Below are 26,685 nucleotides of genomic sequence, written 5' to 3'. Positions count from 1 at the left end.
CCTTAGGCTTGCACGAGTGGTCCAGGATTGGGCAGATACTGCTCACGGATTGCCTTAGCCGCCCAATAGGTCAAGCCACCCACCAGACCCGTTGGGTTATACTGGAGGTTTTGCGGGAAGGCGCTCGCGCCCATCACGAAGACATTGTGCACGTCCCAGCTCTGCAGGTAGCGATTAAGCACGCTAGACTTCGGATCAGTCCCCATGATCGCGCCACCCACGTTATGCGTGGTCTGGTACGGACGCACATCGTACTGGGAATCGAAATCCTTGAACGATAGCTTGTAATCGTCTGGTCCCAACGCCTTGGAGAGCGCATCAATCTTTTGCTTCATGAACTGCGTCATGCGCACGTCGTTGTCCTTCCAGTTGAAGGTCATGCGCATCAGTGGGCGATCGTGGTCATCGGTATAGTTTGGATCGAGATCCAAATAGCAGTCACGGTAGGCCATGTTGCTGCCGTGGGAGCCAATAGTCATGGCATGACCATAGTTTTCATGGACGGCCTGCTTCCAGCCCGCCCCCCAGTTGGGAGACCCCGCTGGCAATGGCATATTGCGGATCGGTTGGCCGTTCGTCATGGCGGCGTTGAGATAAGCCCCACCAATGAAGCCTTCTCGGCCAAAGTCCAACTGCTCGACACCGTAGTCATTGACCACTTCGCCGTTGGCACCTGCTCCGATGAAGGGGTTGAATTCCTTATCTCTAAAGAAGAGCGATGCACCGCCAGTCATTTGGTAGGCGTAATTCTTACCAACCACCCCTGTACCACTTACGGGATCATAAGGCTGGCCAATACCGGACAGCAGCAATAGATGGACGTTGTGTAGCGCATAGGCCCCCATGATGACCAGATCGGCAGGCTGGATCACCTCCTCACCGTTCTCATCGATATAGGTGACGCCCGTCGCCGTTTTGCCGTCGCTGGCGAGATTGACCTTCATCACCTCGCAGTTAGCGCGATACGTAAAGTTATCGCGTTGCTTGAGCGCACCGAGTATGCATGTCTGGGGCGAGGCTTTAGAGTAATTGAGGCAACCGTAGCGTTCGCAAAAACCACAGTAGTTACATGGCGCCAGTTGCATGCCATACGGATTGGTATACGCCTCAGAGGCATTGGCGGCCGGAAGAGGAAAGGGATGGAGGCCCTGATCGGCGGCCATATCACGGAACATCGTGTCGTTAAGCGTGCGCTCCATTGGTGGTAATGGATACTCGTCGGAACGCCAACCCTCGAATGGATTACCTCCCGACTGGAGCTGGCCATTGATATTGCCCGCCTTCCCAGAAATACCGGCGATTTTCTCGAAGAAGTCAAAGTGCGGCTCGAGCTCTTCATAGGAAACGCCAAAGTCTTGGATCGTCATCCCCTCGGGGATAATATCTTTGCCGAAATTCTCCTCGACATAGCTCTTCAAACGCAGCTCCTGAGGCTGCGGTCGCCAGGTGTGACCATTCCAATGCGTTCCAGCACCACCGACGCCATTGCCAGGCAGGAATGAGCCGAGACTACGATAGGGAACGGCGGTATCACCCACGCCATGGCGCACTGTCAGCGTGCTCTTGGCGGGGCGCTGCATCAGCTGATAACGCACGCCATAAGTGAGTTCATCAGCTATCTTGGGATAGGCGAAGTCGGGAACAGTGTCCTGATCGGGGCCACGCTCCAGTGCGAGCACGTCTAACCCCTCTTCCGTCAGTTCCATCCCCATGATCGAGTTGGTCCAGCCCAAGCCGACCAGAACGACATCCACATTCGGATTAGTCTTAGCCATGCTTATCCCCTTTCGCCCGTTAGGCTGACCGGCCCAAGCGGGTAAGTCTTGTCATGTTGATCCACCCATTCACGATAGGAGGCACGCGCTCCCGGAAACCCGATAAATTTCCAGGCCGCCATGTGCTTGTTACCGCCGTGAATCGGATCGGCGAAGTAGCCCTCTTTGGTGTTCTGAAGTAGGAAGGTAAAGAACTGACTAGCAGAAACATCATCGAAAGTGATTTCCTCACTCTCGAGCTGAGTCAATACCTGATCCCGGGTCTGATCATCGAGCGCCGGAAAATCCTTACCGTGGGTCTGCTCGCAGTATCGGCGCGTCGCGGCGATTCCCTTACGATAGACTTCACGCGGCAGCAGCGGCGACTGATAGCCGAACAGGGGCGATACATCTTCATGAAACGGCCCCTTCATGTACCAGTCCGTCGCGTGGCCAAACTTGCCCTCCATCTGCCCATCGATAAAGACCGGGACATTGGTCTCGAGCGCTCCCGGCCCCTTCCCAGTACTCGGGATCAAGCGATCACAAGCAGCGATGATGAAGCGCCACTCATCGGCATCAAAGAAAGTCGGCTGGTACTCTCCAAGATCCGGTGGCGACGTATCAGCGGCAGCTGTCAGCGATACGCCACTCCCTAAGCTGACCGCCGGAATCATCGTCATAGCCCCTTTCATGAAACTTCGACGAGATTCGTTCTCAAGCGTTCCGCTCATGTATCTCCTCCTCCATAGCTCAACCAGTGACGGCATCCAGGCTTTCCTGGAAAACGCTTATTATTTTCAGATAACAGTGTCGAACCATTGGCCCATAGAGCACCACATGCCATAAGTAAAAACAGACTTACACTAATAAACGATAGACACATATAGCATACCCCCATGTTATTAGCAACCAGATATTTAGCGCACTAATATGGCGCATATAAGCTCTTGCATTCTAGTCAGCTTATGGGCATCACTATCAATCAGGATCATCTCGATTAGCACTGACAGTAGCCGGTCACGCCCAGCCAAGCAGTGCCCTCGGCGATGGGATGGCCCCACCCTATCACCTGCTTGACGGCTTCAATCTTGAGTTCTTCGGTGTATCGTTGAAGGCTCACAGAATCTCATGAGGGTCTTCAGTATAAGGACTGGAGGTGTCTAGGAAACTAGGGAAGTTACGGCTAGGCGTACTGCGAAGCGCGCCTCGGGAAAACGCCGATGCCGGCATCGACGACGCCTTTGATCGAGCGCTGCAGGAACTTGAGGCAACTGGCGTCCAACTCGTCGATATTGACTTGCCAGAAGCGGAAGCAGCCGATGCATTGTTTCGCTCGGGCGGGGTAGTGGCCGCAGAGCTAGAGATGTGTCTGTCATTGCGATTGTCGACCTGGTACAAGCGACTGATGCCGCCGCTCGATGGTGCCATGACGCGAGCGTGTGAGTTGTCCCATGACGACTATCGTCAACGCATAAACACATTTCTTCATTTATCAAGCCGAGCGGCAAGACGCCTCGATGAGACGCACATCGATGCATTGGTCTTGCCGACCACACCCTTATCGCCACCGCGTCGAGATACGCTCGCAACACCAGCCGCTTACACTGCGGCGGACGATCGTATACTACGCCACACGGCGTTTCTTAATTATCTTCAGTGGTGTGCCATGAGCCTTCCCGTTGGCCTGGATGCCGTTGGCATGCCGGTAGGGTTACAGTTGGCCATGCCTGGATTCGCCGAAAAACGGCTGTTGGGTGTAGCTGTGGCGATCGAACGCGGACTGGGGCCCCCCTGCCAACGGTTGGGCCTACCGCCCCATCCTTGATACGACGCACAACAATTACATGATGGAGACGCCTTATGTCCTTTGGCCTGTTTTCCCTTTTCCCTCCGCTGCTCGCGATCCTACTGGCGCTGGTGACCCGCAACGTGATTCCCGCGTTATTCTGTGGGGTCTGGCTGGGGGCGACAATGCTCAGTGGCGGCAATCCAGTGACCGGACTTTACGATAGCTTCGCAGATTTCATCATTCCCAGCGTGGGCGATGAGTGGAGTGCCACCGTTCTCATTTACTGCGGCCTGTTTGGAGTGCTAATTACCGTATTGCAGCGAACCGGTGGTGCTCACGCCATCGCCCGCGCCATCGCCTCCAAGGTGGCCTCGCCGCGTGGAGCCCAAGGCGCCACACTGGGATTCGGGGTGCTGATCTTCTTCGAGGACTATTTCAACGCATTGACGGTGGGAAGTGTCATGCGGCCGATCACCGACCGCATGCGCATCTCACGAGAAAAGCTCGCCTACATCGTCGATTCGACCTCGGCGCCAATGTGCCTGTTGGGGCCTGTATCCACCTGGGTGGTGTTCGTGATGGGGCTGATCGGCACCCAGCTTGGTGAGATGGATATGTCGGGGTCCGAGTATCTGATTTACCTTTCGTCGATCTCGCTCAATTTCTATGCCTGGCTGGCGCTGCTGTTGATTCTGGTGATCGTCGTCACGCAGTGGGACTTTGGTCCCATGGCCAAGGCCGAGCAGCGTGCACGGGTAAGTGGCAAGCTGCTGGCGGATGGCGCCCAGCCGCCGTCCGACCGCGAAGCAACCGAAATGATGGGCGTTGCCGAAGAGAGCTCACGCAAGCGCAACATGCTCGTGCCGATCTTGGTGCTGGTGGGGATGATTCCTCCCCTCTTCCTGTGGACCGGCAACTTCCCCGAGAACGATCTGATCACGGCGATGGGAGAAGCCGAGGGCGGCCTATCGATCCTGATCGCTACCTTCCTGGCGGTCAGCGTAGCGCTGGGCATGGGACTGCAACAGCGGCTGTTCGATTTCCGCGAAGCGATGGACCTGGTGGTTACCGGCATCAAGAGCATGACGCTGGTTTACATCATCCTCACCCTGGCCTGGTCAATTGGTAGCGTGACGTCAGAACTGGGCACGGCGGATTATCTTGTCACGCTGGCCCAGGCCGGCATTGCACCGAGCCTGATTCCGGTACTGCTGTTCTTGATCGGTTCGCTCGTCGCGTTCACCACCGGGACCTCTTATGGCACCTTCGCGATCATGATTCCCATCGCCATGCCGGTGGCTGCTGCAATGGACATGTCGTTATCGTTGGCCATTGCCGCCGTACTCAGCGGCGGTATCTTCGGCGATCATTGCTCGCCGATTTCGGACACTACCATCCTCTCCTCGGCCGGCTCTTCGTGTGACCACATCGACCACGTACGGACCCAATTACCCTATGCACTGAGCGCAGGAACATCCGGCATCATCGCCTTCTTCATCGCCGGGCTGACAAACTCAGCCTGGCTAGGGGGGCTCAGCGGGGTGGCCGCACTATTGACGGTAGTGCTTGTGCTGCGTTGGGTATGGGGCCCGAAGGCATCTGCACAGTACGACTCGGCTAGCTGACAATAACCCAGCAGGCGGGGGGATTCTCCCCCGCCTCGCAGGCCCTCGGACACTGGAGCGGCGGTATGGATCCGTATCAAGTTGGTTCCGGCCCACCATACTTGCGCACCATGAAAACGGCATCATCATCGCTCTGATATCGTTTTCATGGACTACATAGATCAATGTCGCCGTAACAAATCGGGCGTCAATTCCTCGACGCATGTCACGCCTAGCAGTGCCATGTTGCGCTCTATTTCAGCGCCAAGCAGTGAAATGGCTTTCTCTACACCGGCCTCACCACCGATGCTGGCCGCATAATTAAAGGGACGCCCTAGAAATACGAAGCTGGCCCCCAACGATAGTGCCTTGAGTACTTGGCTGCCGCGGCGGAAGCTGCCGTCAATCATTACCGGCACAGTGCCCTCAACCGCCTCCAGCACCTCGGACAGCATAGTCAGAGGCGCCACAGTAGCATCGAGCTGACGGCCGCCGTGATTGGAGACAATCAAACCATCTGCCCCAACACTCACAGCACGCCGTGCATCCTCAGGGTGCAGGATACCCTTTACCACCAAGGTCCCTTTCCAGTGCGCCCGAACCCGCTCTAGGATCGACCAGTCAAGATGTCGGCGGCCCGAGAAATCCCGACTGACGTTCTTCGCCAGCACCGGCAAGCCACGGGTCGCAGCGTTATTCTCGAAGTGCGGCACACCATGGCACCATAAAGTCTTCAGGAAAGTCCCGAACAACCACCTGGGTCGGACTAGGCCATCCCGGGCCAAGCGTAAGCTAGGACGCAGTGGCGACGAGAAGCCGGCACGTCGGTGATTCTCAGGATTCGGTGGTACAGCGTAATCCACGGTGATCACCAGCTTGGTAAACCCAGCCCGCTCGACGCGAACTAACAGAGCGTCGATCTCCTCCGGGGTTCCGGGCAGATAGGCCTGGAACCAGTCCGAGCCATCCGGCCCCGTCAGCTCTTCCATGGGAATCAGCGAGGTGCCGCTGACGATCATGGGAACCCCGGCGTCGGATGCCTTCCGTGCCAGCACCCGGTCGCCGCGATAGGCAGTCAGGGCGCTGATGCCCATGGGCGCGATGCCGAATGGGTAGGCATAGCGGCATCCGAAGAGTTCGGTCCCGGTAGACACCTCGGAGACGTTCACCAGCGCCCGCGGCAAAAACATATATTTATCGAAGGCTTCACGGCTGGCTCGGGCAGCATTGCCGTCCTCGGCCACGCTATCCACATAGCCAAATAGCGGTCTTGGCAAATGTCGTTGAGCTGCCTGTTCGAAGTCCTCGAGGCTCAAGATGCGCTCCAAGCGGCGGGCCATCATACCTCCTTGGCTTCAGCGGCGGCCCGTCTCCAGACATCCTCATTGACGGCGGTGCGTGGACCGCTGTTAGTCAATGATCCCATCAGGTTATCGACCGCCAGCTGTGCCATGGCTTCACGGGTTTCATGAGTCGCCGAGCCGATATGCGGTGTGGTTACAACATTGTCCATAGCCACCAATGGTGAATTGGCCGGCAGCGGCTCCTCAGCGAATACATCGAGCCCTGCCGCGCGAATTCTGCCGACGTGTAGAGCCTCAACCAGCGCCGGCTCGTCGACCACCTTTCCTCTTGCCACATTGACCAGCGCCGCCGTAGGCTTCATCCGCGCCAGAGCATCAGCGTCAATCAAGTAGTGGGTATCGTCGTTATAGGGCACGCTCAAACAAACGATATCGGCTTGTTCTAACAACGCCTCAAGACCATGCTGCTTTGCGCCTAGTTCCTGCTCAAGCGCCGGCTTCGGTGAAGCGGCCGTGTAGAGAATAGGCATGCCAAAACCCAGTGCCCCGCGCTTTGCAATGGCCGCACCGATGCGCCCAGCCCCCACGATACCCAGGGTCTTGCCGTGAACATCGACGCCGAAGTGCTCGCGGCCAATATGCTCTCGCCAGTCTCCCTCGCGTACCAGGTCGGCCAGCTCCACCAAGCGTCGCTGAGTGGCCATGATCAGTGCAAAGGCTGTATCGGCGGTGGTTTCGGTAAGTACGTCCGGCGTATTGCATAGCAGAATGCCGCGCCGATTCAGCGCTTCAAGCGGCAAATGGTCATAGCCTACCGAAATGGTGGATATCACCTGTAGTGCTGGGGCTTTGGCCAACATCGCCTCATCGAGATCCAGTTTGCCGCCGATCAGGCCATGGGCTCGCGATAGCGCAGACTGGAAGTCAGCACGGTTTGCCTCGTTTACATCCTCGAAATAGTCGACCTCAGCAACCGTAGAAAGCGCCGCTAGCTGGTCTTCACTGAGTCGTCGTACGGCAATAATACGCCACGGTTTCGTTTGCTCAGCCATGGCTCGCCCCATCCACGCCTTCCATCCGAAAGCCCATCGCTTTAAGCGAAGACACAAGCTCAACAGCGCGCTGGTCGTCCAGCTCTACCAAGGGCGGGCGCAAGCGCCGCCAATCTTCCATTCCCGAGAAATAAGCCGTCGCCGCCTTCATGGCAGGTATCAACTGATGCTCTTCGAACAGATCGCGTACGACATTGAGTCCTTGCTGGCACGCGTCGGCATCCTCCTCCTGCCAGCGCCTTGCCAATTCAACGATGGCCGCCGGATTGACATTAGCGGTGGCACTGATACAGCCAGCCCCACCTGCCCGCAGGGTATCCAGCAGAAAGCGTTCACTACCGGCATACACGGCGAAGTCCTCTCCGCCGAAGCGCTCGACTAAAGCTTGGGTATGAGCCCAGTTACCACCGCTGTCCTTGATGCCGGCGATCACTCCCGGGAAGGCGTTGCGCAGACGTTCGATCAACTCTAACGAGAGCGGCACCTGAGTGACGGGCGGAATATGGTAGAGATAAATTCGCAGACGCGAATCGCAGACGCGATCGATCACTTCGCTATAGTAACGGAACAAGCCCTCGTCACTAACGCCCTTGTAGTAGAACGGCGGTAGCATCAGCACACCGACACAGCCGGCTTCCACCGCCTCGCGGGTCAGCGACACACAGTCACCGATTGCACAGCCCCCAGTGCCGGGCATCACCCGCACGGGATCGACACCGCCCTCCACCAGGGCGCCCAACAGCCCCTGCTTTTCTACCACCGTCATTGAGTTGGCCTCAGAGTTGGTGCCGAACACGGCCAACCCGACCCCATTCGAAGCGAGCCACCGGCAATGCGATACAAAACGTTGCGTATCCGGCGCCAAGTCAGCACTAAAGGGGGTGATTACCGGTGACCAGACATCTCCACTCAATTGGGACATGACATTCTCCTTATTGTTAATGAGGTAATCATTGCCAAGGCTCGATGGCATAGCGCTCAAGCGCCGCCTGGTCGAAGCTGAAACCGAGTCCCGGCGCGGTGGGCAACAACAAATGACCGTCGGCGAACTCCAGCTGGGTATCTACCAGGCGTCGGAAGTTAAGCACCTGATCGTCGGCAAAGAACTCAACCATATTCACGTTGGGTGCCGAAGCCACCAAATGGATATGCAGGTCGTGAAACCAGTGCGGGTATATATCCACGCCGTAGCTGGCGGCGGTTGCCGCAATGCGCCGAAACTCGGTGATACCTCCACATACTGCGGCATCGGTCTGCAGGATCATGGCCGCTTCCTTGTCGAGCAGTTCCTTGAAGCGCCAGCGTCCAGCCTCGATCTCACCGGTGGCCACCGACACCGGGGTACGCTCTGCCAGACGACGATGGTTGTCGATGTCATCGGGACTGAACGGCTCCTCGATCCAAAACGGGTCATAAGGCTCAGCCATACGCATGAAGGCCAGCGCCGACGGCAGGTCCCGCCAGGCATTGTTGGCATCCAGCATCACCTGCACGTTGGGACCCACCGCCTCGCGCACTGCGGCCAGTCGCGCTTCCTCACCAGCCAGATCCTCGCGCCCTACCTTCATCTTGACCGCGGTGAACCCCTGGGACACGTAGTTGGCCATCTCTTCGCCTAGCATCTCGGGCGACTTGCCGTCCAGGTAGTAGCCCCCACTGGCGTAAGCCGGCACGCTATGCGTATCGCTGGCCCCCAGATACTTGTAGAGCGGCAGCTTCGCCGCCCGGGCATTACGATCCCACAGCGCGGTATCCAGGATACTGATCGCGCGCATGACCGAACCGCAGCGGCCGTGCAGCAGCGATTCCTGATACATCGCCTGCCAAAGCGCCTCGGTGGCATGGGCATCGCCCCCCACCAGCACCGGCCGCAGCAGCTCCCTCACCGCGTTCGCCACCAGCGAGCCGGCGTTGTTGCCGCCATAGCAGAAGCCGATGCCCACATGGCCGTCATCGCCAACCACTTCGACCAGCACATAATCGCGCTTGAGAACCTGACGATTGGAAAAGCTCGTGGGGTTATCCAGCGGCACATTGACCGTCCGTGTACGCACCTCGGTTATCGTCGTCATGATAAAATCCTTCGTGTGGGGTAGTGAATCACTCCGTCTTAGTACGGGCGCGCAGCACGCCCCGCAACCAGCGGAAGAACGGGGTCGCCTGCAGCACCGATAAAACGGCGATGCACAACAGCACCACCGCAATGGGGCTGGTCAAAAAGATGCCTAGGTTTTCCTGGCCGATCAGCATCGACTGCTGGTAACTAGTCTCCATGACCGGCCCGAGAATCAGTCCGATTACCATCGGGGCCGGCGATACACCCGCCTTGTTCATCCAGTAACCAAACAGCCCGAAGCCCAGCATCAACCCTACCTCGAACAGGCTGTTGTTGATGGCAAATGCACCTATCACACACAACGTGATAATCGAGCAGGCCACGAAACTGTCAGGCACTTTGGTCACGCTCACACATAGCCGAGTGAACAACAGCCCCATTAGCAATAATCCAACATTGGCGAAGATTACTGCCCAGATGAGGGTATAGGTAACATCGCCATAGTCCGTCAGCAGATTAGGGCCGGGCAGGATACCCTGCACCATCAGCGCGCCCAGCAGGATGGCGGTAGAGGAGCTACCAGGGATCCCCAAGGCAATGGTGGGGATCAAGGCCCCCCCTACCACCGCATTGTTAGCCGCTTCAGGTGCTGCCACCCCAGCGATATCGCCCTTGCCAAAGCGGCTCTTATCCTTGGCGAAGCGCTTGGCCTCGTTATAGGCAAACCAGCTGGCGGTATCACCTCCGGTACCCGGAATCAGGCCGGTGATGATGCCGATACCGCCGGAGCGAAAAATGTTGGGCAACAAGCGGCGAATTTCGCCGAGAGGCGGGACCAACCTGTCGGAGATCTTGCTGGCCACCTTCTGGGTGCCATGGGCATTCTCGATAAGTATCAGTGCCTGCGGGATAGAGAAAAGCCCGATCAGCGCTATGGTGAACTCAATGCCCGAGAACAGGTTAATAATGCCAAAGGTCATCCGCGGCGTGCCGGTGATCTGATCCATGCCTACTGTGCTCACCAGTAACCCCAGAGTCCCGGAAAGCAGACCGCTTACTACCGAGCCCTGTGAAAGCGAACCAATGATAGTGATACCCAATACGGCAATCGCAAACAGCTCGACAGGGCCGAACTTGAGCACCAGTACACCAAGCAACGGCGCCGCTGTAAGCAGCGCAATGCCGCTCATCAGGCCACCGATGAAGGATGAAAAGAGCGAGATCCCTAATGCCTTCCCCGCCTGGCCCTGTTGCGATAGTGGAAAGCCATCAAGAACTGTGGCAGCGGCCGACGGCGTGCCAGGTGTCCGCAATAGAATGGCGGCGATCGAGCCACCATAAGAAGCACCCACATAAAGCGCGGCCAACATGCTGAGTCCCGTGGCGGGATTCATGCCGAAGGTCAAGGGTAGCAATAGTGCCAGCGCCATGGTCGCAGAGAGCCCGGGCATGGCTCCCACGAACAGGCCCAGCAGAGTACCGCCCAGTATCAGAGAAATATTGGTGAACGTAATGACGTTGGTCAGGCCCACCAGAACAAGATTATCCATATGACTAGACTCCAGGAGCCAGCGTCAGGCACCCCCTCCCCGCCCCTACGACGCCTGTTCCAAGCAACGCGGGGCTGGAGATAAGTAATGCCAAAAGTGTCGTTAGGAAAGCAGTGGCGGCAGTAGCGGCATAGGCAGGCCCAGAAAACCGATGAAGACCGAGCACACCACTATGACCAGCAGCACGATGCCTATTGCTGCGAAGCGCCAAGAGACGTACCCGATCATCGCCAACGCCACGACCATGAAGCCTACAGTGGCGATGAGGTACCCCAGCATCGAAATGCTGTAGAGGTAAAGCGCGGCCAGCAGAAAGACCAGCATAGCCTTCCATGGCTTGCTTCGGCTGGCCTGCTCACTAGCGGGCGTCTCCTCTGACGCGGTGTCATCGTGCGTGGGCGGGGCCGCCTCACCGGCTGACGACTGGCGACGACGTATGGTGCTGAATACTTCCTGACCCACCATCGCCACCCCCAACAGGACCACGACAACCGAATAAATCAAGGGTATGTTTGCCGCCTTATCGGGATAGCCCAGCGCATTGACATAGAAGGTAGCTGCCAAGCCAATGGCGAAGATACCCAAGACCAGACGACTTACATTCATCTCACACCCCCTTCTCGGCCACCGTATGTCATTGCCAGCCAGCGTGTCGCCTTACTGGTTAACCTCATCTTTGACCTCTGCCCAGATATCTTCGAACTGCCCTTCCATGTCCTGCATCATCTGGCCGTAGTCGTCACCGGTCTGGATATCGAGATTCAGGGCACGCTCCTGAGCAGTTTTCTGGAACTCTTCGTTTTCCTTGAGGGACTCAAAGGCGGCGATCAGCTCCTTGCGAGCTTCATCAGGAATGCCCGCGGGCGCGCTGTAACCACGTGAAGAGCCAGCCACCACATCGATATCTTTTTCAACCAGAGTGGGTACATCAGGCAGGATATCCAGTCGCTCGCGGGCAAACACCGCCAGTGGCCGCAGGCTGCCCGACTGGATTTGGCCGTAGACGTTGCCAAGGTTGTTGAAGCTGGCATCGATCTTGCCGCCCATGGCCGCCGTGGCTGAAGGTCCATCGCCTTGGAAAGGCACCTTCTGGAAGGATAGGCCGGTCGCTTTTTCAAGCATTATGGTCGAGAAGAAATCATCCCCGCCGACGCCCGAGTTGCCCACTGTAATCTCACCGGGGTGTTCTTTGGCAGCGGTAAAGAAATCCTCCACGGTTTCGTAGGGGCTGTCTTTGGGCACCACGATGATGCCCGGATCAGTGACCACGTTGGCGATCGGAGTCAGCTCGTCGATCGAGTACTGGATGGAATCGTTCATGATGTAGTTCGTCATCAGCATCGGGGTATTGGTGATGCTGATGACGCTGCCATCGTCCGTCGACTCCTTGGCCAGACGGGTCCAGGCGATCCCCCCAGTAGCCCCGGGCAGATACTCATTGACGAATTCCACACCCAGCGACTCTCGCAAGAACGGCTGGGTCAACTGAGCCAAGGCATCGCTGCCTCCACCTGCCTTGAACCCTTGAAGCACCGTGATCTCATCGGCTGCCGAATATTCTGCCTGAGCGGTTCCAGAAAGCATCAGGGCGGATAGCAGAGTAGCGGCGTAAGCTCCACGAATATTCATCGTTATTACCTCAAGTGCTGTTTGTCGTTGTGCTGCACATTGGCGTACAAGTCTTGCTTGCACGAATCAACGTAGTTTGCCATCAATAAGATTGTCAATAATCTTGTCAATCAAATTTATACCGCCTAGTCTAGCCTGCAAGATCCGCATTAACGGACCATCTGATAAGCCGCAAACAAAATAGAGGAAACCGCGATGAGCCAGGACTACAGCAACGGCAACGAACGTCACCGGGAATCGGCTACCGAAAACGCCACCTTGGGCATGTCCAACCGCCTGACCAACTACGGCGACTCGGAGTTCTCGCTGTTCCTGCGCAAGGCTTTCATCAAGGGCATGGGCTATACTGACGATGCCCTCTCCCGCCCGGTCATCGGTATCGCCAACACCTACAGCGGCTACAATGCCTGTCACGGTAACGTCCCTGGACTTGTGGAGAGCGTGAAACGCGGCGTAATGCTCGCTGGCGGCCTACCGGTGGATTTCCCCACCATCACCCTGCACGAATCTTTCGCAAACCCCACCAGCATGTACCTTCGCAACCTCATGGCGCTGGATACTGAGGAGATGATCCGCGCCCAACCCATGGATGCCGTGGTGCTGATTGGCGGCTGCGACAAGACTGTTCCCGCTCAGTTGATGGCCGCCGCCAGCGCCGGGGTCCCGACAGTACAAGTAGTCACCGGCCCCATGCTCTCTGGTTCACACCGTGGTGTACGTGTCGGCGCCTGCACCGACTGCCGCCGTTACTGGGCTGCCTATCGTGGCAAGGACATCGACGAGGCTGAGATCAACGAGGTCAACGACAAGCTAGTCCCTACCGTGGGTACCTGCTCGGTGATGGGCACTGCCAGCACCATGGCCTGCCTGGCCGAAACTCTGGGCATAATGCTGCCTCATAGCGCCACCGCGCCGGCCGTCTATGCTGACCGTCAGCGCATCGCCGAGCAATCCGGTACCCAGGCCGTAGCACTCGCTCGCAGCGGCGTCACTCCAGCTCAGATTCTCACTCCTGAGGCTTTCGAGAATGCCCTGCGCGTGCTGCTATCCTTGGGCGGTTCCACCAACGCTCTGATTCACCTGACTGCCATCGCTGGACGCTTGGGTATCGACATCGACCTTGAAGCTTTCGATCGAATGAGCCAGGAAACCCCTGTGCTGATGGACCTCAAACCATCGGGGGAGGGGTACATGGAGGACCTGCACCGAGCTGGCGGCCTGCCCACTCTGCTCCGCGAGTTAAAACCGCTACTGCACCTGGATGCCATGACCATCAACGGCCACACCTTGGGCGAGAACATCGATGCCGCCGTACATCTCATCGACCAAAAGGTCGTACACCCCAAGGAAAACCCCGTCTACGCCCAAGGCGGTATTGCGGTATTGCATGGCAACCTGGCCCCGGCCGGCGCCATCATCAAGCAGTCGGCCGCCTCGGCCGAGCTGATGGCACATCACGGTCGCGCAGTGGTCTTCACCGGGCTGGAGGACCTCGCCAACCGCATCGACGACCCCGATCTGGACGTACAGGCCAACGATGTGCTGGTACTGCAGAACATCGGGCCCAAGGGCGCGCCTGGCATGCCCGAAGCGGGCTATATCCCGATACCTAAGAAGCTCGCCGCCCAGGGAGTCAAAGACATGGTACGCATCTCTGAAGGACGCATGAGTGGCACCGCCGCAGGTACCGTCGTGCTCCATGTTTCTCCGGAATCCGCCGAGGGCGGCCCGCTAGGACTGGTGCGTGATGGTGATATCATCTCGCTGGACGTCACCAATAACAGCTTGAGCCTAGAGGTGAACGACGCAGAGCTCGATGCTCGACGCCAGACCTTTCAGACCGAGGAGAGCGGCGTCCCGCTGCTTGGCTATCGACGCCTGTTCATGGAGCAGATCCTTCAAGCCGAGCAAGGCTGCGATTTCCGCGCCTGTCGACCGACCCCCACCTGCCGGGTACCGAGACAGCATGAAGCCTGAGGATACGCCTGATACAATTATCTTTCCCTCTGCCCCGCAATAACTGCTGAGGAAGCGACCATGAGCCGAACCGTCCAGCCGTTCATCTCAGGCGATGCCGAGACCCAAGCCTCTATCCCAGCAAACGGTGTCGACGACATCGTAGCCACCGTGGAAGAGGATATCGTGCTCGGCCGCCTGTATCCCCGTGAGCGACTGGTCGAGGAAGCCATGATGGAGCGCTTCGACTGCAAGCGACACGTCGTCCGTCAGGCTCTTTTCCAACTCGAGAGTATCGGCCTGACTGAGCGCATCAAAAACCGTGGCGCTTTTGTCAAAAGCTACCCACCGGAAGAGGTCGAGGAGATCTATGCAATGCGTGAGCTCCTCGAACTGGCTGCGGTGGAAGCGCTGCCCCTACCGGCTCCGCCGGAATGGCTTGCAGAGCTGGAAGAGGTACACCGGCGCCACAGCGAGGCCGTGGATTCCCACGACCTTCGACAGGTGTTTCATATGAACATCGCCTTCCATCGCACACTGTTCCGGGTCTGCGGAAACGCTTATCTCTACGCCACCATCAACGAGTTCGCCCAGAAGGCCCATGGCATCCGTTTTACCGCCATCACCAACCGCGACTCTCTGGCTCAAGCCCGCAGCGAGCATCAGGCCATGATTGATGCTATTCGTGATGAAGACCGCCAACGCCTGGCTGACCTATGTCGCCAGCACCTACTGCCTTCCAAAAACCGCTACTTGGAACTTTATCAACACACGTATTCGTAACCCTAAACCTTGCGACCCCTGGCCCGTTACAATGTATCGAAAAGGGCGTAATACCCACTTGCGACCAGAAGCGGAAGCCTACTGAGCAACGACTGTAGGTTGATGACCTTCAGGCCAAGAATCCCTGGGGAACTTCTTCAGATCACTGAAGTGTGAGTGACTGGTAGGCTAGCGATACGAAACAGCAAGATGTGATCAAATAGACTGGGATAGAGTACAGCGGTTGCCAGCTGCGCTCGGTCCTAAGCTATCAAACGCCAAGGGAGATCGCACTGGTATTTAAAATCCAAAATATCGAGTGAACATAATGCCTCGTGAAGATTCATGGTCCGTCGACGAGATCGAGGCCATCGTCGATACTTACCATCGAATGTTGATCGCGGAATTAAGCCATCAGCGCTACAACAAAGCAGCTCTCAATCGTCAGTTGGTGGAACAATTACCCAAGCGCTCACGTGCTTCCATCGAATTCAAGCACTGCAATATCAGCGCAGTGCTGCGCGATGCCGGCTGCCCATATGTAGCGGGATATAAACCACGAAGTAACTATCAGGCAATCTTGGCAGAATGCGTCGAAAAGCGCTTATTACGTAGTGAGATTGTTGATCGAGCGGCCCTATCGGCGGCAGAACGTCCCGTCATCGACAACACGCCCGAAACGCTCGAAGGCGTAGTCGTTGACCCACCCCAAACGACTCCTCAACTACAAGAAAGTCCGGGCAGTTATGTCGTGAAACGCGACTATCTCGCCCGCGAAGCCCGCAACCGTGAGCTAGGGCACGCAGGCGAATGCTTCGTGCTTGCCTACGAGCGCCAACGGCTGATAGCCGAGGGTGCGCAAAAGCTCGCCGAAGCTGTGGAGCATGTCGCAGCCACCCAGGGCGACGGCATGGGGTTCGATGTTCGTTCTTTCTCTTCTGATGGCAGCGAACGCATGATCGAGGTCAAGACCACCGCCTTCGCCAAGGAGTGCGCCTTCTTTCTCTCACTCAACGAGCTGGACTGTTCAGGTAAAAATGCCGCTCACTATCATCTTTACCGGCTTTTCAACTTCCGCGACCGGCCGAAGATGTTCTGCCTACAAGGCAATCTTCGGGATCATTTATGGCTCGAGCCCGACAGCTATCGGGCCGGAGTGCGTTGATTCCTGAAGATAGCAGCACGAAGATAGCCTGCCGACCTACATCAACCCCTTCCCCTTGTCTACTGTCATCTTGTAGACATTATCGTGACGTAAAGCCGTGGCCAAATTCGACCTCCGACGACAAAGCACGAGAAAGGGTTAAGCCATTCACACCTTCAGGAAGTCACCGGTTTGGGAAACGTGTCCTCCGCCGAGCCGGGTAAGACCCTTGGGGGCGGCGATGCGGAAGAAACATTCTACGACGTCGTATTGGGTGGGCGCGGTCCCCAGAGAGGCGGTGACGAACACCGGTAGGTTGAGCATCAGCCCCCAGAAGGGGGCGTGGATGCCTAACGGGTGCTTCCAAAGAGTAGTGAAGGCCACGGTCACCATGAAGCCAGCAACGATGTCCTCCAGCACGCCCAGCTTGGAGGCGCGCGGCCACAAGAACATGTCGATGAAGGCTAGCATCACCTAGGTGGCGAAGCCCAACCCGTCCAGCAGGATCATCGCTGCCCGGCTCGGCGACGCCAGCGGGCTGATCACCAGCGCCACCAGTGGCAGGATCATTCAGCGCGCCAGTCGCCCGGTGGTGCGTCGGAGAATCCCAGCAAAGGCTGCAGCACGTCCTTGCTCCAAGAGAATGCCACCGAGTGGATAAACGGCTCGCTGACGACCTGCTCGTAGCGCTCATCGAATACGTCCGAGCAGCGCTTCAGAAACAGCATGCCGAAGATATATTCCTTGAACTCGGAGGCATCCATCTTACCGCGCAGGATATCGGCGGCGCTGAAGAGATGGCGTTCGAGCTGGGGGAGGGTCAGTGGCATTCAATAAATCCTGAGAAATTACTTGTCATTCGACAAGCACAATAAGCAATACAAAAAGATGACGGAGCGTTATTCGTCCCGGTTCAAGAGCTCGATATAGGCGCTGTAGGCGAACACCCGGTTGCGTTTCTGGCCGGTCAGTTCCTGCACAATGCCGAGCTGTTTTTCCAACGCGTCCATTACCTTCCCAACGGTGGCTTGAGTCAGCCCGGTTTCTCGATGCAGCGTGGCGATGTTCACCACCGGGTGGCTAAACAGCGCCTCCAGCACTTGGGTCGCCGAGCCGGATAGACGGCCCAGAGCCGAGAGCCGAGCCTTGTCCTGGGTCAGCAACGCATTCAACGCTTGCGCCGTGGCAACGGCATGGTTGGCGGTATCGGCGATGGCATCAACGAAAAAGAGCAACCAGCTTTCCCAATCGCCGGTCAGACGCACGTTTTGGAGGTGCTCGTAGTAGACCTGCCGATGCCGTTTGAAGAAGACCGAGAGATAGAGCAGTGGCTCGGTGAGAATGCCAGCTTGGGTCAGAATCAACGGGATCAGCAGGCGCCCAAGCCGGCCGTTGCCATCCATGAACGGATGAATGGTTTCGAACTGGACATGCGCCAGCGCCGCCTTGATCACCGGTTCCGTCGCCGCCGGCTCGTCGTTGAGAAAGCGCTCGAATGCACTCCAGCAATCAGCGAGCTGGTTGGCCGGTGGTGGTACGAAGGTCGCCTCATCGGCTCGATGGCCGCCAATCCAGACCTGATTTTGACGAAACTCTCCCGGCCGGCGATGCGTGCCTCGCCCGTTAGTCATCAGCTCTTGGTGGAGCTCCAAAATCAAGCGAATGGTGATCGGATGCCCTTCGCGAATGCGCTGAATACCCAGATTGAGCGCACGCACGTAGCAGGAGACTTCCTGAACGTCGTCCATGGGAACGCCGGGAATGCCTTCCATCTCGAAGATCATGAGGTCGCTGAGCGAGGACTGCGTCCCTTCGATCTGCGATGACATCACCGCTTCTTTACGCACGTAGCTGTAAAGAAAAAGCTGCGCATCGGGCAGCAGCGTCGAAATGCCATCCAAACGCCCCAGAGCGACATGCGCCTGTGATAGACGATTCTGAAGCTTGTCATCCAGCGACAACGGCGGAGTGGGCGGCAACGGTGCCGGGACAAAGGCCTGGCAATTCACACCGCCCGCGATGCTGGGAACATGATGACCGGTCAAACCGCGACGCATGAGCGTCCCTCTAGGAAGTTAAAATAACCGATCCCACTATTTCATTTTTGGCTCTAATTTAAAATAGAAATACCTTTAATTTTAACATCCCCGTTGGCGCGATTGGCTGGGTGACGACCTCCAGCGCTTCCCGCTGGCCTAGCGACCGCCCCAAACAGCAAAACAACATAACCACCGACCACCTCCATACAGTCAAAACCACTACCGGCCCTAGACGATTGACGTAGAACCATCCTCATTTTGGCTGTAATCGGCTATCCTTGCGTCCTCGGCTTTGCCGCTGTGACGTAATATCTTTCGATTTCCAAGGATGGTCCTCTTGTCGACTTCCGCAATGCCCCGCCGTGGCGTTCTGACGCTCGTGGCGCTACTACTGGTAGCGCTCAATCTACGCCCGGCACTAACCAGCGTCGCGCCAGTGCTCAGCAGCATCGGTGAGACGCTGGCGCTATCCTCTAGCCTGCAGGGCATTCTGACCACGCTGCCGGTGCTATTTTTGGGGCTCGCAGCGCCGCTGGCGCCACGCATGGTGCGTCGTATCGGGTCGGAGCGCAGTGTGTTCGCCGCACTTCTGATATTGGCGGTGACACTGCTCGTGCGGCCCTATGTCGGCACAGCGGGGCTGTTTCTTGGTACGGCAATCGCTGGCGGCTGTATCGGGATCATCGGGGTGTTGCTGCCGGGCATCGTCAAACGGGACTTCCCTCGCCACGTTAGTATCATGACTGGCTTCTACACCGTGGCGCTCAATCTCGGCGCTTCTGCGGCTGCCGGCACCACGGAGCCGCTGCGTCAGCTATTGGACGGCGCTTGGCAAGGGGCTGCATACAATCCCTGGCAAGGAGCGCTGGCGTTCTGGTTGCTGCCGGCGGTGATCGCCGCCCTATTCTGGCTACCGCAGCTCAAGGGCACCAAGCCTACTCGCGTGCCCGCCCGTCGCGGCGCACGCTTACGTCACGACCCGCTGGCGTGGCAGGTATCGCTATTCATGGGACTGCAATCGTCGCTGGCCTATATCGTGTTCGGTTGGCTGCCGACGATTCTGCAAGATCGCGGGCTAGCGGCGGTTACCGCAGGACTGGCGCTGTCGGTGTCGATCTTGCTGCAGGTGATCACGGCGATTCTGGCACCGTGGATCGGCAGCCGTATGCGCGATCAGCGCGCGGTGCTGATCGGCGTGATGACACTTACCCTGACTGGGCTGCTGGGCTGCCTCTACGCACCTACCGATAGCATCTGGCTGTGGATCGTGGTGCTGGGCCTGGGCCAAGGCGGTACGTTCAGTATGGCGTTGACGCTGCTGGCGCTGCGCGCGCCCGATGCCACTACCGCAGCGAGTCTCTCGGCGATGGCTCAGGGTATCGGCTATACCCTCGCGGCACTGGGGCCGCTGCTGGTCGGCGTGTTGCACGACTGGAGCGGTAGCTGGAACGTGATCGGTTTTCTGGTGAGCGCGATTGCGCTGGGCGCGCTGGCCATGGCGCTAGGCGCCGGTCGCAATCGCCAGGTGGCGTCGACCCAGGGCACGCAGTGATGGAGCGACGCTCCGAGTACGCTGTCGCACTCCAAAGAGGAGGGTATCAAAATCCATAATGAGCATTTTGTTGCTCACGATTTAGCCATGACGCTTACATTAAAGATCTTTCATCAAAACTGATGGCACGATGCCGCCACTCTGTCGACTCCGCCCCCGAGAAAGGGCGACGAGGGCCGGCATCGCTGGGCTACGAGCAATTGATGGAATCGACTGCGATATTCTGCGCACCGAGCGAAGCTTTGTTTGCACAACGCACGACGCCCGGCGCCGTGCTTTAAAAGTTACGCCGCGAGGTCCTGGCCATGAACCAGACCGAGTATGAGGCACTAACTAGAATCAGCCGCCGCACGCTCTCGGATATCGAGACCGACAAAGGCAGCCAGTCGCTCGCGCTCCTGAATAGTGCCTTCAGACCGTTCGGGCTGAGTGTGGGATTACTGCCCAAGAGCCCTGCGCTGAGGCAAAGGCTCTTGAACCGCGATGGATACAGGTCCACGAATGGCCACCGCGTTTGTCACTCCACCCCATAAGCATCCACCCAATCGCCCACCACCACTTCCGTGCAAAGCGGCTGTTGATCGAGCCACTCGGCCAGCGCGAGACGGTCGCTATCAGTCACGTTAGCGTCTTTGCGCGGCAACACGAAAATGTCTAAACAATCCGCATCGATCCCGCCCCCCATGACCAGGCCGCACGCTTCGAGTTGTGCATCCAGAGCATCGAGAAACCACGACGCATCCCCGTGTGCCACGTCCTGCAGACGGCATGACACCGCAAACCCAAGTACCGCGAATTTACCTTTTTCCCGTACTACACCCCCATCTCCCATCCCCGACATAGCGCTTTCTCCACGACGTCCACTCTGGTGGTTTCACTGGCCCATTCCCTGCCGCATCACAAGAATACTTATCTTGCGATGCAGCGGGATGACACAGCTTCTCAATAATTATCGTAAAAAATAAGAAAAAACTTAAGTGTTGCCGAAAAATTAAGCTCATCGAGAAAGCCGTAATTCGAGGAGTGTGGCAACCGCAAGCGACGTACACACGCCACTCGCGGCTTGCCTTATGACGAGGTGGCGGGCTGCTGCAACGCTTCGCGCTTTTCCAGCCAGCGACCGGTGGCGAAGATCGCGATGCCCAACAAGGCGAGCGAGGCGCCCACCAGGCCGGTGGATGACCACGCCAGACCCGCCTTGATGGTCACGCCGGCCAACCAGGCGCCGAGCGCGTTGGCCATGTTGAAAGCGGCGTGATTGAGCGAGGCGGCCATGGTCTGGGCGTCTTCAGCGACGTCCATCAACCGCGTCTGCATGGCGGGGGCGACGGCCATGCTGGTCCCGACCAGCGCTACGAACAAGAAGCCTGTCCACACCGAGTTGGCGGCGAAGTAAAAGCCACCTTGTACGCATGCCACCCACAGCAGGATGATCGGAATGCCGCGCAGGAGGTTCCAGTCGGCGATACGCGCACCGGCGAAATTACCCAGGATGGTGCCCACCCCGAAAATCGCCAGCACCAACGGCCCCAGCGACTCAGCCATGCCGGCCTGCTCGGTAAGCGTGGGCATGACATAACTGAACACTGCGAACATACCGCCGCATCCGAAGCAGGCCACGCCCAGCGTGAACAGCACACGCGGCTTGATCATCGCGCTCAACTCGCGCTTGGGACTGGCCTTATGATCGGCGGGCTGATACGGCACCCATAGGCGCACCATCAGCGCCGTCAGCAGCGCGATGCCGCCCACACCGGCGAAAGCCGCCTGCCAGCCGATCATATTGCCCACCCAGGTAGCCAACGGTGCACCAACCAGAATCGCCACAGTCAGCCCGGTCATGACGCGCGCCACCGCTCGGGCGCGTTGATCGACGGGCACCGCTGCGGCCGCCACCAGCGCCGCGACGCCGAAGTACGCGCCGTGCGGCAGGCCGGCGATGAAGCGTAACCCGACGAAGATACCGAAATGCGGCGCCATGATGCTGGCAAAGTTGCCGAGAGCGAATAGCAGCATAAGCCCGATCAGCAATGCCCGCTTGGGCAGCCGTGCCGCCAGGGCCGAGATGATTGGCGCGCCGACGACGACGCCGAGCGCGTAACTGCTGATGGCATAGCCGACATCGGGAACCGCCACCTGAAGATCGTCAGCAACGCGGCTCATCAATCCCATGATGACGAATTCACCGGTACCGATACCGAAGCCGCCCAGCGCCAGGGCCAACTCCGCCAGGCGTGGGTGAGCGGCGCCAGAAGGCGTCGACGCGTCTGTGGATGCGCTCATGGGCAATTTCCTGTCTTTAAGGTACTGATCGTGAGGAACGTGGCGAGAAGAACGTGCCCCGAAGACAACGTGTCGCGCCCTAATTCGCAACCTGTAGGCCGAAGCGATCAATTATCTCAGATTTAGACTTAAGTCTAAAATACAGGCCCTCTTTTCTCCGTTTATCGACGACGATGCCACATTGCACGCGCTCCGCCGCGTTTGGCCTGATAGGATCGATATAGGATTTCCATGGAGCCATCGCCATGCCCGAGCTGATTCGCCGCCCCTTCGTCTTTCTGCGCCATGGCCAGAGCACCAGTAACCTGAGCCGTCGGATCGCCGGCCAGCGCGATGTCCCTCTCACTGCGCAAGGCGAACAGGAAGCGCGCCAGGCATCGGTGCTGCTCAGCGACGTCGCCTGGCCATTGATCGTCGCCAGCCCCCTGGAGCGTGCCCGACGCACGGCCGAACTCGCCACCGGGCGTGCCCCGCATTGTCTGATCGGTGGGCTCAAGGAACGCCATTGGGGCGAGCACGAAGAGCAGCTCATTCCCGAGACGATGCCTTACCTGCTCTCGCCCGAAGGCGGGGAAAGCTGGGCGGATTTCGTGACCCGCATCATCGCCACGCTCAATGCCCTGCTCGTCGAGCACGAGACGCCACTGATCGTCGGCCATTCCGGGCTGATCCGAGTAATCCGCTATCTCGACAGCGGCACGCCGGAAGGGCCGCGCACCGATAACGCCGTGCCGCAATGGGTGGCGCCATACGGAACACGCGGCTGGGAGATCCGCCCACTGCGTGAGCCAGACATGGCGCACTTGCCGCACCTGTCGACGACAACCTGATGCGCGTCACTCGCGTCCGGCATTGACCGACCACGCCAGCGTCTCGCCGGCTTTAAAGGGCATCAGCGTCTCCCCATGGCCGGCGGTACGCTCGGGCATCGTCCAGGGGCGACGTTCGAGTTCGATCTCCTCATCATTGAGCGGCAGGCCATAGAAGCGCGGCCCGTTCTCCGAGCAGAATGCCGCGAAATGCTCGAGCGCACCTTCCTCTTCGAACACTTCGGCATAGACGGACAGCGACGCCTGGGCGTTGAACACCCCGGCGCAACCGCAGGCCGTTTCCTTGGCGGCGACCACGTGCGGCGCCGAGTCGGTGCCCAGGAAGAATCGCGGATGACCGCTGGCCACCGCCGCGCGCAACGCCCGCTGGTGCTCGGCCCGCTTGAGGATCGGCAGGCAATACAGGTGCGGACGAATACCACCCACCAACATGTCGTTGCGGTTGTGCGCCAGATGCTGCGGCGTCAGCGTTGCGGCCAGGTTGGCATCGCCTTCCAAGACGTATTGCGCGGCGTCACCGGTGGTAATGTGTTCGAACACCACCTTGAGCGCCGGAAAGCGCTGGCGCAGCGGGATCATCACCTCGTCGATGAAATACTTCTCGCGATCGAAGATATCGATCTCGCCGCGCGTGACCTCACCATGTACCAGCAGCGGCATGCCGATCCGCTCCATCACCTCGAGCAGCGGGTAGATGTCCGCGACCTGCTTGACGCCGTGCTGTGAATTGGTGGTGGCATTGGCCGGGTAGAGCTTGGCCGCCGTCAGCAAGCCACTGGCATGACCCGCCTTGAGTGTCTCGGCGGAGACGCTCTCGTTGAGGTAGCAGGTCATCAGCGGCGTGAAATCATGACCCGCCGGCACTGCTTCGAGAATGCGCGCGCGATAGGCCTCGGCTGCCGCCAGCGTGGTGATCGGCGGCATCAGATTGGGCATCACGATGGCCCGTCCATAGACCCGACTGGTGGCGGGCAGTACCAGGCGCATCACGTCGTCGTCGCGCAAGTGAAGATGCCAGTCGTCGGGACGGCGGAGGCGAAGACGGGTGGGGGACTCGGACATGCTCAGGCTCCTGGACGCTGACGGAAAGAACGCTTAACGCACCGCCGTGGCGGCACGCTGACGCTGCAATGATACCAAAGCGATGCCCGCCAGCGCGGCGACACCGATGGCGAATCCCACCCCGGTGGCTTGAAGGCCGACGAGTCGCGCCACTAGACCGATGCCCACCACGGGAATCGAAATCGCCACATAGGCGATCACGAAGAAGGTCGAGGTCACCGCGCCACGCTGATTCAGCGGGCAGGCCGCCGCCACGGCGCCCAGCCCGGCGCGAAAGGCAATGCCCTGACCCAACCCGACGATCAGCGCTCCCAGCAGGAAGACCGCCAGCGTCACCAACGCCAATCCGGCCCCGACGGTCAATGCGCCGACGATCACCACGCCGCATCCCAGCGGCAAGCGATGCGCCTCGGGCAGACGCCCCTGCACGAGCTGTCCCAGGGTCGAGGCGAAGAACACACAGCCAGCCACCAGACCGATCGCCAGCAGGTTCGCATGCCCCAGCACCTGGCTCATGAAGGCTGGTGCGGTGGCGGTGAAAAATCCCAGCACCGCAAAGCCGGCGAACCCAGCGATCACCGCCGGCACGAACACGCCGCGCACCTCGGCGGGCACCTTCAGGCGCTGTATGCGCAGGCGAATCCGGGGCGGGGGCGTCACGGTTTCCGATGCCACGGCGACGCCCAGCACGGCGATCGCCAAAAGCCCCAGATGTACGGCATACGCCAGATGCAACGGCCACACGGCGTATTCACCCAAGGCGCCCGCGACGACCGGTCCCAAACCCAGGCCCCCCATGTTGGCGGCGGTCGCGACGAAGGTCGCCGCGCGCTTCCAAGCCTCGGGCGCCGACTCGACCACGGCCACTGTCGCCGTGCCGGTAAAGATACCAGCCGAGATCCCCGATAACACGCGCCCGGCCAGCAACGTGGAAAGCCCCTCGGACGCCAGGAAGATGACATCGCTAAGCGCCGCTGCCGCCAAACCCGCAAACAGTAGCGGACGGCGCCCCAACTGATCCGACCAGCGTCCGGTGATCAACAGCGCGGCGATGACGCCTACGGCATAGGCGGCGAAGATCACCGTGATGACGAGCTGCGAGAAACCGAAGGTCGCTTGATAGCCCGGATAGAGTGGCGTCGGCAACGTCGTGCCCAGCATGGTCACGAGAAACGCAAAGGCGACCCCGGCAAAACCCAGCCGCGTCGTCGATTCATTGGGTGACATACCCGTAGGGGACATGTAAAAGGTTCCTTGTCAGGTGGCGCGCGCCCTGCGCGATGTCGGCAGGACACAAAGTGTATGCGATAATGCTCGTTTCCCCAGAAGCGGCTCAATCGGACACGCCCCATGCCCACTCAGCTTCCGTCAAAAGGGACACTCTACATCGTCTCGGCGCCTTCCGGCGCGGGCAAGACCAGCCTGGTACGCGCCTTGCTCGAACGCATCGCGGGCATCCAGGTCAGCGTCTCGCACACCACGCGCGACATGCGCCCCGGCGAGCACAACGGCGTCAACTACCACTTCGTCGACGTCACGACCTTCGAGCGCCTGATCGAAAGCGGCGATTTCATCGAGTATGCGCGGGTCTTCGACAACTACTACGGCACCTCGCGGGCCGCCGTGCAGGCCCTGCTCGACGCCGGCCAGGACGTGGTTCTGGAAATCGACTGGCAAGGTGCCCGCCAAGTGCGCGAGGCCTTCGACGAGGCGGTCTCGGTGTTCATCCTGCCGCCTTCCCGGGAAGCACTCCACGCGCGACTTTCGGGGCGCGGCACCGATGACGAGGCAACCATCGCCCGACGCATGCGCGATGCGATCGACGAGATGTCACACTACGCCGAATACGAACACATCATCGTCAACGACACCTTCGCCCATGCGCTCGACGAACTGAGCTGCCTGGTGCATGCCGAGCGCACTCGCGTGACGCGGGCCCGGAAAGCTCACGCGCCACTGCTGGCGGCGCTCTTGTCACGCGTGGAAGACGTCGAGTAGACTCGAAGGTCCTTCCGCAGGTCCGGCTTACGCCGTTTTTATTTCTCGATCAGGGTTCACACTCATGGCACGCGTTACCGTAGAAGATTGCCTCGACAACGTCGATAACCGTTTTCAGTTGGTGATGATCGCCACGCAGCGGTCACGTCAGCTCGCTCGCGGCTCGCGCGATGCCCAACTGGCTTGGGAAAACGATAAACCCACGGTCATGGCACTGCGCGAAATCGCGGCCGGCCTGGTCGATGTCAACGTCCTCGACGAAGTCGTCGATCCGCCCGCTCCCAAGCCGCGTCCCGAGCGAGAGTACAACGACTAAGT

At 59.0% G+C, this 26,685-nt stretch carries 26 protein-coding genes; 9 read left to right on the top strand and 17 right to left on the bottom strand.

Annotation, left to right across the window (positions count from 1 at the left end; all coding sequences use genetic code 11):
- Positions 1 to 2 precede the first annotated feature (2 nt).
- From OP496_RS05435 to OP496_RS05425, 3 genes are all read right to left on the bottom strand, one after another.
- Positions 3 to 1,775, bottom strand: a complete 1,773-nt coding sequence (locus OP496_RS05435; RefSeq protein ID WP_280562488.1) for a GMC family oxidoreductase — start codon at positions 1,773 to 1,775, stop codon at positions 3 to 5.
- A gap of 2 nt (positions 1,776 to 1,777) precedes the next feature.
- Complete coding sequence (locus tag OP496_RS05430; protein ID WP_280562487.1) at positions 1,778 to 2,488, bottom strand: gluconate 2-dehydrogenase subunit 3 family protein; 711 nt, start codon at positions 2,486 to 2,488, stop codon at positions 1,778 to 1,780.
- 266 nt (positions 2,489 to 2,754) lie between these two features.
- A complete protein-coding gene (locus tag OP496_RS05425; protein ID WP_280562486.1) occupies positions 2,755 to 2,877 on the bottom strand; it encodes a hypothetical protein in 123 nt (40 codons plus the stop codon).
- Positions 2,878 to 2,913: 36 nt separating this feature from the next.
- On the opposite strand from OP496_RS05425, the gene OP496_RS05420 reads away from it, so the two are divergent.
- Together OP496_RS05420 and OP496_RS05415 are read left to right on the top strand one after the other, a co-directional pair.
- A complete protein-coding gene (locus OP496_RS05420; RefSeq protein WP_280562485.1) occupies positions 2,914 to 3,582 on the top strand; it encodes an amidase family protein in 669 nt (222 codons plus the stop codon).
- Between the two features lie 35 nt (positions 3,583 to 3,617).
- Complete coding sequence (locus OP496_RS05415) at positions 3,618 to 5,171, top strand: Na+/H+ antiporter NhaC family protein (RefSeq protein WP_280562484.1); 1,554 nt, start codon at positions 3,618 to 3,620, stop codon at positions 5,169 to 5,171.
- A gap of 161 nt (positions 5,172 to 5,332) precedes the next feature.
- On the opposite strand, the gene OP496_RS05410 is transcribed toward OP496_RS05415, so the two are convergent.
- The 7 genes from OP496_RS05410 to OP496_RS05380 all read right to left on the bottom strand — a co-directional run bounded on the left by OP496_RS05410 (position 5,333) and on the right by OP496_RS05380 (position 12,804).
- Positions 5,333 to 6,490, bottom strand: coding sequence for an alpha-hydroxy acid oxidase (locus tag OP496_RS05410; RefSeq protein ID WP_280562483.1), 1,158 nt, complete (start codon positions 6,488 to 6,490; stop codon positions 5,333 to 5,335).
- Positions 6,490 to 7,506, bottom strand: a complete 1,017-nt coding sequence (locus OP496_RS05405; RefSeq protein WP_280562482.1) for a D-glycerate dehydrogenase — start codon at positions 7,504 to 7,506, stop codon at positions 6,490 to 6,492. Before OP496_RS05405 ends, OP496_RS05410 begins: the two co-directional genes overlap by 1 nt.
- Positions 7,499 to 8,428 (bottom strand): dihydrodipicolinate synthase family protein, encoded by a 930-nt coding sequence (locus OP496_RS05400; protein ID WP_280562481.1) that lies wholly within the window; start codon positions 8,426 to 8,428, stop codon positions 7,499 to 7,501. Before OP496_RS05400 ends, OP496_RS05405 begins: the two co-directional genes overlap by 8 nt.
- Before the next feature lie 28 nt (positions 8,429 to 8,456).
- On the bottom strand, positions 8,457 to 9,578 hold the full coding sequence (locus tag OP496_RS05395; RefSeq protein ID WP_280562480.1) for a mandelate racemase/muconate lactonizing enzyme family protein: 1,122 nt from the start codon (positions 9,576 to 9,578) through the stop codon (positions 8,457 to 8,459).
- A gap of 28 nt (positions 9,579 to 9,606) precedes the next feature.
- Positions 9,607 to 11,112 (bottom strand): tripartite tricarboxylate transporter permease, encoded by a 1,506-nt coding sequence (locus OP496_RS05390; RefSeq protein WP_280562479.1) that lies wholly within the window; start codon positions 11,110 to 11,112, stop codon positions 9,607 to 9,609.
- Between the two features lie 102 nt (positions 11,113 to 11,214).
- A complete protein-coding gene (locus OP496_RS05385; protein WP_280562478.1) occupies positions 11,215 to 11,718 on the bottom strand; it encodes a tripartite tricarboxylate transporter TctB family protein in 504 nt (167 codons plus the stop codon).
- A gap of 51 nt (positions 11,719 to 11,769) precedes the next feature.
- On the bottom strand, positions 11,770 to 12,804 hold the full coding sequence (locus OP496_RS05380) for a tripartite tricarboxylate transporter substrate binding protein (RefSeq protein WP_280562477.1): 1,035 nt from the start codon (positions 12,802 to 12,804) through the stop codon (positions 11,770 to 11,772).
- 132 nt (positions 12,805 to 12,936) lie between these two features.
- Here OP496_RS05380 and OP496_RS05375 point away from each other — a divergent pair, with 132 nt between their 5' ends.
- The 3 genes from OP496_RS05375 to OP496_RS05365 all read left to right on the top strand — a co-directional run bounded on the left by OP496_RS05375 (position 12,937) and on the right by OP496_RS05365 (position 16,624).
- Positions 12,937 to 14,718: an IlvD/Edd family dehydratase gene (locus OP496_RS05375; protein ID WP_280562476.1), complete on the top strand. Its 1,782-nt coding sequence runs from the start codon at positions 12,937 to 12,939 to the stop codon at positions 14,716 to 14,718.
- Between the two features lie 60 nt (positions 14,719 to 14,778).
- Complete coding sequence (locus tag OP496_RS05370; RefSeq protein WP_280562475.1) at positions 14,779 to 15,480, top strand: GntR family transcriptional regulator; 702 nt, start codon at positions 14,779 to 14,781, stop codon at positions 15,478 to 15,480.
- 307 nt (positions 15,481 to 15,787) lie between these two features.
- Positions 15,788 to 16,624 (top strand): DUF3883 domain-containing protein, encoded by an 837-nt coding sequence (locus OP496_RS05365; RefSeq protein ID WP_280562474.1) that lies wholly within the window; start codon positions 15,788 to 15,790, stop codon positions 16,622 to 16,624.
- A 147-nt stretch (positions 16,625 to 16,771) separates the two neighbouring features.
- On the opposite strand, the gene OP496_RS18365 is transcribed toward OP496_RS05365, so the two are convergent.
- The 3 genes from OP496_RS18365 to OP496_RS05350 form a co-directional block, all read right to left on the bottom strand.
- Complete coding sequence (locus OP496_RS18365; protein WP_348522000.1) at positions 16,772 to 17,074, bottom strand: hypothetical protein; 303 nt, start codon at positions 17,072 to 17,074, stop codon at positions 16,772 to 16,774.
- Between the two features lie 95 nt (positions 17,075 to 17,169).
- On the bottom strand, positions 17,170 to 17,433 hold the full coding sequence (locus OP496_RS18360; RefSeq protein WP_348521999.1) for a type I restriction-modification system subunit M N-terminal domain-containing protein: 264 nt from the start codon (positions 17,431 to 17,433) through the stop codon (positions 17,170 to 17,172).
- A gap of 69 nt (positions 17,434 to 17,502) precedes the next feature.
- On the bottom strand, positions 17,503 to 18,660 hold the full coding sequence (locus OP496_RS05350; RefSeq protein ID WP_280562473.1) for a Fic family protein: 1,158 nt from the start codon (positions 18,658 to 18,660) through the stop codon (positions 17,503 to 17,505).
- Positions 18,661 to 18,970: 310 nt separating this feature from the next.
- Here OP496_RS05350 and OP496_RS05345 point away from each other — a divergent pair, with 310 nt between their 5' ends.
- Complete coding sequence (locus OP496_RS05345) at positions 18,971 to 20,194, top strand: MFS transporter (protein ID WP_280562472.1); 1,224 nt, start codon at positions 18,971 to 18,973, stop codon at positions 20,192 to 20,194.
- Between the two features lie 517 nt (positions 20,195 to 20,711).
- Here the strand turns inward: OP496_RS05345 and OP496_RS05340 are convergent.
- A complete protein-coding gene (locus OP496_RS05340; RefSeq protein ID WP_280562471.1) occupies positions 20,712 to 21,035 on the bottom strand; it encodes a 50S ribosome-binding protein YggL in 324 nt (107 codons plus the stop codon).
- Between the two features lie 227 nt (positions 21,036 to 21,262).
- On the bottom strand, positions 21,263 to 22,477 hold the full coding sequence (locus OP496_RS05335) for an MFS transporter (protein WP_280562470.1): 1,215 nt from the start codon (positions 22,475 to 22,477) through the stop codon (positions 21,263 to 21,265).
- A gap of 245 nt (positions 22,478 to 22,722) precedes the next feature.
- Between OP496_RS05335 and OP496_RS05330 the strand changes: the two genes are divergently transcribed.
- Positions 22,723 to 23,307, top strand: coding sequence for a histidine phosphatase family protein (locus OP496_RS05330; RefSeq protein ID WP_280562469.1), 585 nt, complete (start codon positions 22,723 to 22,725; stop codon positions 23,305 to 23,307).
- A gap of 6 nt (positions 23,308 to 23,313) precedes the next feature.
- On the opposite strand, the gene pyrC is transcribed toward OP496_RS05330, so the two are convergent.
- Both pyrC and OP496_RS05320 read right to left on the bottom strand, forming a co-directional pair.
- Positions 23,314 to 24,369: a dihydroorotase gene (gene pyrC, locus OP496_RS05325; RefSeq protein WP_280562468.1), complete on the bottom strand. Its 1,056-nt coding sequence runs from the start codon at positions 24,367 to 24,369 to the stop codon at positions 23,314 to 23,316.
- Positions 24,370 to 24,402: 33 nt separating this feature from the next.
- Positions 24,403 to 25,611, bottom strand: coding sequence for an MFS transporter (locus OP496_RS05320; RefSeq protein WP_280562467.1), 1,209 nt, complete (start codon positions 25,609 to 25,611; stop codon positions 24,403 to 24,405).
- Between the two features lie 108 nt (positions 25,612 to 25,719).
- Between OP496_RS05320 and gmk the strand changes: the two genes are divergently transcribed.
- Both gmk and rpoZ read left to right on the top strand, forming a co-directional pair.
- Positions 25,720 to 26,367, top strand: a complete 648-nt coding sequence (gene gmk, locus OP496_RS05315) for a guanylate kinase (protein ID WP_280562466.1) — start codon at positions 25,720 to 25,722, stop codon at positions 26,365 to 26,367.
- Between the two features lie 64 nt (positions 26,368 to 26,431).
- Entirely contained in the window at positions 26,432 to 26,683 is a 252-nt protein-coding gene (gene rpoZ, locus OP496_RS05310; protein ID WP_040240363.1) for a DNA-directed RNA polymerase subunit omega, read from the top strand.
- Positions 26,684 to 26,685: the final 2 nt, after the last annotated feature.

The organism is Chromohalobacter sp. 48-RD10, assembly GCF_029889785.1.
Classification (GTDB): domain Bacteria; phylum Pseudomonadota; class Gammaproteobacteria; order Pseudomonadales; family Halomonadaceae; genus Chromohalobacter.
The sequence above is the reverse complement of the archived record's forward strand: the minus strand, read 5'-3'. Positions and strand labels throughout refer to the sequence as shown.

Bases quoted from the DNA above. Each gene is read 5' to 3' on its own strand.
- OP496_RS05370 (WP_280562475.1), top strand. From the start codon at position 14,779: ATGAGCCGAACCGTCCAGCCGTTCATCTCAGGCGATGCCGAGACCCAA.
- OP496_RS05390 (WP_280562479.1), bottom strand. From the start codon at position 11,112: ATGGATAATCTTGTTCTGGTGGGCCTGACCAACGTCATTACGTTCACC.
- OP496_RS05330 (WP_280562469.1), top strand. From the start codon at position 22,723: ATGCCCGAGCTGATTCGCCGCCCCTTCGTCTTTCTGCGCCATGGCCAG.
- OP496_RS05405 (WP_280562482.1), bottom strand. From the start codon at position 7,506: ATGGCTGAGCAAACGAAACCGTGGCGTATTATTGCCGTACGACGACTC.
- gmk (WP_280562466.1), top strand. From the start codon at position 25,720: ATGCCCACTCAGCTTCCGTCAAAAGGGACACTCTACATCGTCTCGGCG.
- OP496_RS18360 (WP_348521999.1), bottom strand. From the start codon at position 17,433: ATGCCACTGACCCTCCCCCAGCTCGAACGCCATCTCTTCAGCGCCGCC.
- OP496_RS05350 (WP_280562473.1), bottom strand. From the start codon at position 18,660: ATGCGTCGCGGTTTGACCGGTCATCATGTTCCCAGCATCGCGGGCGGT.
- OP496_RS05410 (WP_280562483.1), bottom strand. From the start codon at position 6,490: ATGGCCCGCCGCTTGGAGCGCATCTTGAGCCTCGAGGACTTCGAACAG.
- OP496_RS18365 (WP_348522000.1), bottom strand. From the start codon at position 17,074: ATGCTAGCCTTCATCGACATGTTCTTGTGGCCGCGCGCCTCCAAGCTG.
- OP496_RS05335 (WP_280562470.1), bottom strand. From the start codon at position 22,477: ATGAGCGCATCCACAGACGCGTCGACGCCTTCTGGCGCCGCTCACCCA.
- OP496_RS05385 (WP_280562478.1), bottom strand. From the start codon at position 11,718: ATGAATGTAAGTCGTCTGGTCTTGGGTATCTTCGCCATTGGCTTGGCA.
- OP496_RS05435 (WP_280562488.1), bottom strand. From the start codon at position 1,775: ATGGCTAAGACTAATCCGAATGTGGATGTCGTTCTGGTCGGCTTGGGC.
- OP496_RS05415 (WP_280562484.1), top strand. From the start codon at position 3,618: ATGTCCTTTGGCCTGTTTTCCCTTTTCCCTCCGCTGCTCGCGATCCTA.
- OP496_RS05340 (WP_280562471.1), bottom strand. From the start codon at position 21,035: ATGTCGGGGATGGGAGATGGGGGTGTAGTACGGGAAAAAGGTAAATTC.
- OP496_RS05365 (WP_280562474.1), top strand. From the start codon at position 15,788: ATGCCTCGTGAAGATTCATGGTCCGTCGACGAGATCGAGGCCATCGTC.
- OP496_RS05375 (WP_280562476.1), top strand. From the start codon at position 12,937: ATGAGCCAGGACTACAGCAACGGCAACGAACGTCACCGGGAATCGGCT.
- pyrC (WP_280562468.1), bottom strand. From the start codon at position 24,369: ATGTCCGAGTCCCCCACCCGTCTTCGCCTCCGCCGTCCCGACGACTGG.
- OP496_RS05345 (WP_280562472.1), top strand. From the start codon at position 18,971: ATGGTCCTCTTGTCGACTTCCGCAATGCCCCGCCGTGGCGTTCTGACG.
- OP496_RS05430 (WP_280562487.1), bottom strand. From the start codon at position 2,488: ATGAGCGGAACGCTTGAGAACGAATCTCGTCGAAGTTTCATGAAAGGG.
- rpoZ (WP_040240363.1), top strand. From the start codon at position 26,432: ATGGCACGCGTTACCGTAGAAGATTGCCTCGACAACGTCGATAACCGT.
- OP496_RS05395 (WP_280562480.1), bottom strand. From the start codon at position 9,578: ATGACGACGATAACCGAGGTGCGTACACGGACGGTCAATGTGCCGCTG.
- OP496_RS05400 (WP_280562481.1), bottom strand. From the start codon at position 8,428: ATGTCCCAATTGAGTGGAGATGTCTGGTCACCGGTAATCACCCCCTTT.
- OP496_RS05320 (WP_280562467.1), bottom strand. From the start codon at position 25,611: ATGTCCCCTACGGGTATGTCACCCAATGAATCGACGACGCGGCTGGGT.